The sequence below is a fragment of the uncultured Clostridium sp. genome, assembly GCF_947072515.1.
Lineage (GTDB): Bacteria > Bacillota > Clostridia > Clostridiales > Clostridiaceae > Clostridium.
On the sequence record NZ_CAMTIG010000044.1, the window covers coordinates 21046 to 27432 of the forward strand.

Consider the following 6387-nt stretch of genomic DNA (forward strand, 5'->3'; position numbering starts at 1 on the left):
CATCTCTCCCTTTTTTCATCTTTATATTAATTTTAATTTTTTACTATTTTAGATTTTATTTTTTACTTTTATTTATTCCTTCAATTAACCCATTGATGTAAGTTGCTCCTAAGGCTCTGTCATATAATCCATAACCTGCTCTACCAGTTTCTCCCCAAATCATTCTTCCATGGTCTGGTCTGTATGGTCCATCAAAGTCATAATCTAAGTATGCTTTTACAATCTCATAGAAGTCTAAATCTCCACTTTCAGTTAAATGCCCTGTTTCCATGAAGCTTCCTTCTTTGTGGATTTTTACGTTTCTTAAATGTGCAAAATGAATTCTATTTTTTTCTTTTCCAAAGTATTCGATCATTTTTACAATGTCATTTGCCTTTGTACATCCTAGTGAACCAGTACAAAGAGTTATTCCATTGTATTTGTTGTCTACTAGATTTATAAATCTTTCTAGACTAGAGAAATCTTTTATTATTCTTGGTAATCCAAATATTGACCATGGTGGATCATCTGGATGGATTGCCATTTTTATATCATTTATTTCTGCCACAGGTATTATCTGCTCTAAGAAATATTTAAGATTTTCCCAAAGTTTTTCTTCATCTACATCTTTGTATTTATCTAAAAGGCTTTTCATCCCTTCAGCTGTATATGAAGTATCCCATCCTGGTAGATGTAATTCTCCTAAGTTAGGATCCATTTTTAAAACTTCTTCATTATCATATATTAATGTTGTTGAACCATCTTCTAACTTGTAACTTAAATTAGATCTTGTCCAATCAAATACTGGCATAAAGTTATAACATACAGTTTTTATTCCTGCTTTCCCTAGGTTTTCTAGAGTTGTTTTGTAATTTTCTATATATCTGTCTCTAGTTTCAGCACCTAATTTTATATCTTCGTGTACTGGAACACTTTCTATTACTGAAAGCTCTAAGCCTTCATCCTCAACAGTTTTCTTTAATTCTAAAATTTTATCTAAAGGCCATACTTCACCAACTTTAATGTCGTATATGGCAGTAACTATTCCTTTCATATTTGGTATTTGCTTTATATGCTCTAATGTTACAGCATCATCAGTTCCATACCATCTGAATGTCATTTTCATTTTTACCCCTCCTATTTTAGTTTTTTAACCCATTACTCTTTTAATAGTTTAGTCTTTTAACCCTTTAACTAATACTAGTATACAAGTTAGGCTAAATTTTTATTTCTCATTTTCCCTTTATCTACTGATGCTTTGGACACCATTTTCTATTAAATCATAAATCTCTTCTTCTCTAGCTAGGTTAATGTCTCCTTTATGACTGTGTTTTACTACAGATGCACAAGTTCCAAACTCTATAATCTCTTTTAAATCCCTATTCTTTAAAATTTCATTTAAAGTTCCTGCTACAAAAGCGTCTCCTCCACCTACTCTATCTAGAATATCGAAGTTATATTTTTTTGACTTTTCTAAGACTCCATCTTTAAAGATATATCCTCTTAGATTGTTGTTTGCTGAAGATAACACATCTCTTTTTGTTGATGCTAGATATTTTAAATTTCTATATCTATCTGTTAATTTTAAATATCCATCTTTAAGCATTTCTTCATGGTCTTCACCATTTAAATTCATATTTAATAAATTGATGCAGTCTAAAATTCCTAAGAAAGCTATGTCTACATAATTTAATACTTCTTCAAGGAATGCTCCACACTCTTCATAGTTCCAAAGTTTACTTCTATAGTTAGAATCATAACTAACTAAGATGTTTCTCTTTTTTGCTTCTTTTACTAAATCTAATGTAGCCTCTCTTAACTCTTTAGATAAAGCTGGTGTTATTCCTGTTATATGAATTATATCTATATTTTCTAATATTTTATCAAAGTTAAGTTCCTTAGATTCTAGCTTTGAAAAGGCTGAATCTTTTCTATCATAAATAACTTTTGATTTTCTAACTCCATGTCCTTCTTCAAGGAAGTATAAACCCATTCTTCCTTCCTTAAATCCTATAAGCTTTGTATCTATATCAAAGCTTTTTAAATTTCTTAAAGCCCCTTTTCCTATATTGTTATCCGCTAATGTTGTTAAAAACTTTGTGTTATTTCCAAATAAACTTAAGCTGCTTACTACATTAAGTTCAGCACCACCATAATACATAGAGCATATATTACTAGTTTCTATAGTAGTTCTTTCTACTGGTGCTAGTCTTAACATTATTTCCCCAAAGCCTAGAATATTACACATATATTCCTCTTACTTCATTTACTTTTTCTACTAACTCACTTGCTCTATTTTTTATTTTTTCATAGTCTCCTTCTTTTAAAAGTGATCCACCTACACCAACTAAGCTAACTCCACTTTCAAACCATGATTTTATATTATCTGCATCAACTCCACCTGTTGGCATTATTTTTATATCTGGAATTGGTGCTTTTACAGCTTTAATGAATTTTGGTCCATATAATTCTCCTGGGAATAACTTAATGATTTCATGTCCTTCTCTGTTTGCTTCCATCATTTCAGTTATTGTCATGCATCCTGGAATATAAGGAATGTTATGCTCTTTGCAGCTTTCTCCAATTTCCTTTGCATATCCTGGGCTAACTATATATTCAGCTCCACTTTCAATTGCTTTTATAGCCATTTCTTTATTTAAAACACTACCTGCTCCAAAAACTCCTTCTGGGTACATCCCTTTAAGTTCTTTTAGTAAGCTTGGCATATCTGGAATGGTAAAAGTTAATTCAATCCCTTTTATCCCTCCATCTAAAGTTCCTTTTACATATCCTTTTGCTTCCTCATGACTCTTTCCCCTTATTACAGCCACAACTCCACAATCTATTAATTTTTCTATACTCATAAATTCTCCTTTTTAAATCCTATATTTAAACTCCTGAATAAGCTGAGAACCCGCCATCTACAGGAATAACTGTTCCATTTACAAAAGATGATGCTTCATCTGATACTAGGAATAATAAACTTCCAATTAATTCTTCAACTTCACCAAATCTATCCATTGGTGTGCTGTTTAATATTTTTCCAGCTCTTTCTGTAAAACTTCCATCTTCATTTTTAAGAAGCTTTTCATTTTGTGCTGTTATGAAAAATCCTGGTGCTATTGCATTTACTCTTACATTTACTTTGCTCATATGAACTGCAAGCCATTGTGTAAAATTACTTATAGCTGCCTTTGCTCCTGAGTAAGCTGGGATTTTAGTTAATGGAGTGAAAGCATTCATTGAAGAAATATTTATAACATTTCCAGCTCCCCCTTCTACCATATCCTTTGCAAACTCTTGTGTTGGAAGAAGAGTTCCTAAGAAGTTTAAGTTAAATACAAACTCTACTCCACTTTGATCTAAATCAAAGAATGTAATTATGTTTTCATCATTTTTTTCTAAATCTTCTTTATATAAATATTCTTTAGTAGTAGTTCCCTTTGGATGGTTACCACCAGCTCCATTTATTAATATATTACATGACCCTAAGTTTTCTTTTACAATCTTGTGAGCCTCTTTTAAACTTTCTTTATCTAAAACATTTGTCTTAATTCCAATGGCTTGTCCACCATTTTCACAAATCTTTTCAGCTCTCTTTTTAGCCATTTCTTCATTCATGTCTAAAATAGCAATTTTAGCTCCACAATTACCCAATGCTTCTGCCATTTCTCCACAAATAACTCCTGCTCCCCCTGTCACTACAACTACCTTATCTTTTAAATCAATATTAAATGGTAACTTCATAAACTTCCTCCTCAATAACCTTAAATACTTCTATACTTGTATACTAGCATATCAAGTAAATGATTACAACCCTTTTTTTGTATTTTTTGTGTCTTTTATGGTTATTTTTAAATTAAGTTCCAATTTACTATTTTCACTCTATTTTTTTTAATACTTTTATCTTTAATATCTTCTAATATATCCATATTACTTAGTTCTTTAATATCTTCTAACATATCCACATTACTTAGTTTAAAAATATTCTATAGATAAATAAAGAGGCATCATTTTGTAATGACACCTCTTTAACTATATCTAAATATTAAAATATCTCTTAAATTCACTTCCATCTGAATAAAGGTCTTTCCACTTATTCATTGGATCTTTTATATGTGTTTCTATAATTTCATCTACTTTATCATATTCTTTGTTTTTTATTATCTCTATAATTCTTTTGTGTTGCTCTAGTATATGGTCATCTGAACTTTTAATTTCTGATAAAACTCTTACTCTATTGTAATGAGTACTAAGCTTTTGAATACTGTCCCATATATTAGACATACCAACACTTTCAAAGATTATTTGATGAAATTTCTTATCTAAATAATGCTTTTCTGCCTTTGAATCTTCTCTATCAACAATATAGTTGTACTCAAAAATATTCATATCTAGCTTTTTCTTAAATTCATCATCAATACCTTTGCACGCAAGTTTTAAAACTTCTGCTTCTAATATGCTTCTTACAAAAGTTCCTTCCCTTACTAAGTCTAAGTTTATAAGAGATACGTATGTCCCCTTTTGAGAAACCACTTCTATAAGATGCTCTTCTTTTAGCTTCATTAAGATTTCTCTAACTGGAGTTCTAGATAAGCTAAACTTTTCAGCTATCTCTGATTCGCTTATACTTTGGCCTGGTTCTAACTCTATATTCATTATATTTTCTTTTAATGTTCTATAGGCATATTCCTTAGCTGTTTCGTCCTTTTTTCTTTTTAAAATTTCCATCATTATTACCTGCTTTTATTCATGTATATTAAAATATTCCTTACTATTAAAATAACATATATTCTCTATTATGTCCTTTAATTTTTTACTATCGTAAGGATATTCCCCATCTTCTACGATATTCCCAATAAAATTGCATAAAATTCTTCTAAAGTACTCATGTCTAGTGTAAGATAAAAAGCTTCTTGAATCTGTTAACATCCCAACAAACTTACTTAACAATCCAAGTTGAGATAGCGCAGTTAACTGTCTAACCATTCCATCTTTTTGATCATTAAACCACCAGCCTGAACCAAACTGAATTTTACTTACTCCATTACCTTCTTGGAAGTTTCCAATCATTGTACCTATTACTTCATTATCCTTTGGATTTAAGCAATATAGTATTGTTCTTGGAAGATTATTTTCCTTATTTAAATTATCTAAAAGAGCACTTAAAGGTTCTGCAACTTCTCTATCATTAATTGAATCAAATCCTGCATCTGCTCCTACTCTATTAAACATTTTTGTATTATTATTTCTTAATGCACCTATATGAACTTGCATAACTAAATCGTATTTAACATAGATTTCTCCAAGTTTTTTCATCATAAAAGTGAAATACTTCTTTTCTTCATCATAAGTTAATTCTTCTTCATTCTTAGCCTTTATGAAGATATCATTTACTTCTTCCTTTGAGGCATCCATAAAGAATACAACTTCAAGACTATGGTCTGAAATATTACATCCTACTTCCTTAAAGAACTTAACACGATTTTCAAGAACTTCAGTAAGGTCATCTATACTATTTATGTCCTTTTCTACTCTCTCTTCTAACTGCTCAATATAAGATTTAAATGTTTTCATTTTGATCTTTAAGACTCTATCAGGTCTAAAAGTTGGTGCAACTTTAAAACTTAAACCTTCCTTTGCTAAAGCTATATGATTTTCTAAAGAATCTATAGGATCATCTGTTGTTCCTATGTACTCAACCTCTGACTTTTCTATAAGTCTTCTTACATCAATTTCTCCACTTTCAATTTTTGCATTACACTTATCCCAAATCATTTCTGCTGTCTCTTCATTTAATGTTTCTTTTATATCGAAATATCTTTGAAGCTCTAAATGAGTCCAATGATATAATGGATTCCCAATACAATCACTAACTGTTTTTGCCCACATCTTAAACTTCTCAAAATCAGAGGCATCACCAGTAATATACTTTTCCTCAATTCCATTACTTCTCATAGCTCTCCACTTATAGTGGTCACCCTCAAGCCATAACTCTGTAATATTTTTATATCTTCTATTATCTAAAATCTCTCCTGCATTTAAATGACAGTGGTAATCTATAATTGGCATTTTCTTTGCTATCTCATATAACTCCCTAGAAACCTCCGTCTTTAATAAGAAATCTTCACCCATAAATTCTCTCATAAAATCCCCTCCATTTTATACTAGTATACTAGTTATTTTCATTATAGAGTATTTTCCATAATTTATGCAATAGCAAAATAGAAAATAAAGGTATTTTTTTACTTTTGCTTCGCTATATGCGTTGCATACTTGCTGTGCTCGTCCTTGCCCAGGGTTCGATTTGGACGTTTTCGTTCCCGGTTTTTCATTTAAGATTGTCCTTGCCCAGGGTCAATGCTATCAACTTAACCAAATCAGAGATTTAAATCTGATTTGGTTTTT

General features: G+C 30.4%; 6 protein-coding genes. All 6 read right to left on the reverse strand.

The features are described 5' to 3' along the window. Positions 1-55 precede the first annotated feature (55 nt). On the reverse strand, positions 56-1105 hold the full coding sequence (gene uxuA / locus Q0W06_RS14400) for a mannonate dehydratase (RefSeq protein ID WP_297637081.1): 1050 nt from the start codon (positions 1103-1105) through the stop codon (positions 56-58). A 117-nt stretch (positions 1106-1222) separates the two neighbouring features. After that, the gene (locus tag Q0W06_RS14405) at positions 1223-2227 is read right to left on the reverse strand and encodes a sugar kinase (protein WP_297637083.1); all 1005 of its coding nucleotides are present in this window, start codon (positions 2225-2227) and stop codon (positions 1223-1225) included. Beyond that, positions 2220-2843, reverse strand: a complete 624-nt coding sequence (gene eda, locus Q0W06_RS14410) for a bifunctional 4-hydroxy-2-oxoglutarate aldolase/2-dehydro-3-deoxy-phosphogluconate aldolase (protein ID WP_297637085.1) — start codon at positions 2841-2843, stop codon at positions 2220-2222. Before eda ends, Q0W06_RS14405 begins: the two co-directional genes overlap by 8 nt. A 25-nt stretch (positions 2844-2868) precedes the next feature. Next, positions 2869-3726: an SDR family oxidoreductase gene (locus Q0W06_RS14415; protein WP_297637087.1), complete on the reverse strand. Its 858-nt coding sequence runs from the start codon at positions 3724-3726 to the stop codon at positions 2869-2871. A 294-nt stretch (positions 3727-4020) separates the two neighbouring features. Beyond that, the gene (locus Q0W06_RS14420) at positions 4021-4710 is read right to left on the reverse strand and encodes a GntR family transcriptional regulator (RefSeq protein ID WP_297637090.1); all 690 of its coding nucleotides are present in this window, start codon (positions 4708-4710) and stop codon (positions 4021-4023) included. A gap of 15 nt (positions 4711-4725) precedes the next feature. Beyond that, entirely contained in the window at positions 4726-6126 is a 1401-nt protein-coding gene (uxaC, locus tag Q0W06_RS14425; protein WP_297637093.1) for a glucuronate isomerase, read from the reverse strand. Between the last annotated feature and the right edge of the window lie 261 nt (positions 6127-6387).